The sequence below is a fragment of the Komagataeibacter xylinus NBRC 15237 genome, from assembly GCF_001571345.1.
In the GTDB taxonomy this organism is placed as follows: Bacteria; Pseudomonadota; Alphaproteobacteria; order Acetobacterales; family Acetobacteraceae; genus Komagataeibacter; species Komagataeibacter xylinus.
The window spans coordinates 1-505 of the sequence record NZ_BCTP01000155.1 but is presented as its reverse complement, the minus strand read 5'-3'; the positions used below and the strand labels follow the sequence as shown (position 1 = coordinate 505).

The following is a 505-nucleotide window of genomic DNA, read 5'->3' as shown; positions in this document are numbered from 1 at the left end:
GCTGTCCCCACGCACCAGGATACGCACCCGGGGCCAACGGCTCCTGATCTGCTCCACGATCCGGCGGATGTCTGCCAGTGCTTCCTTCCCCGGGTCCCTGTCTGCCGTGCGCAGGGTAGCGCTGAGGAGATGATCCCCGCAGAAGATGTATAGTGGCAGATAGCAGTTATGGCCGTAATACCCATGAAAGGCACGGCCTTCCTGATGGCCATGGATACGGTCATCGGTGGCATCCACATCCAGAACGATCCGGGCGGGTGCGCGCTCATGCTGGTCCATGAAGAGCGTCACGAACAGGGTAGCCAGGACCTCATGATCAGCAATGATGCGGCAGTAACGATCTGCCTTGTGGCCACTGCGCTCCAGCCGGTTCAGCGTGGATTTTCCTGCCAGTGCCGCACAGTTCGCCCGGCTTCCTGACAGACGTCCCGATACCAGACCCATGACAGGATCATGACGTAAAGCGTCATGGTCATTAAGGTCTTCATAGCCCAGTGCCAGGCCC

General features: G+C 59.8%; 1 protein-coding gene. It reads right to left on the bottom strand.

Annotated elements, in window-relative coordinates:
- A partial coding sequence (locus GXY01S_RS16865; protein ID WP_174521001.1) for a transposase occupies positions 1 to 505 on the bottom strand: 505 nt, incomplete at both ends.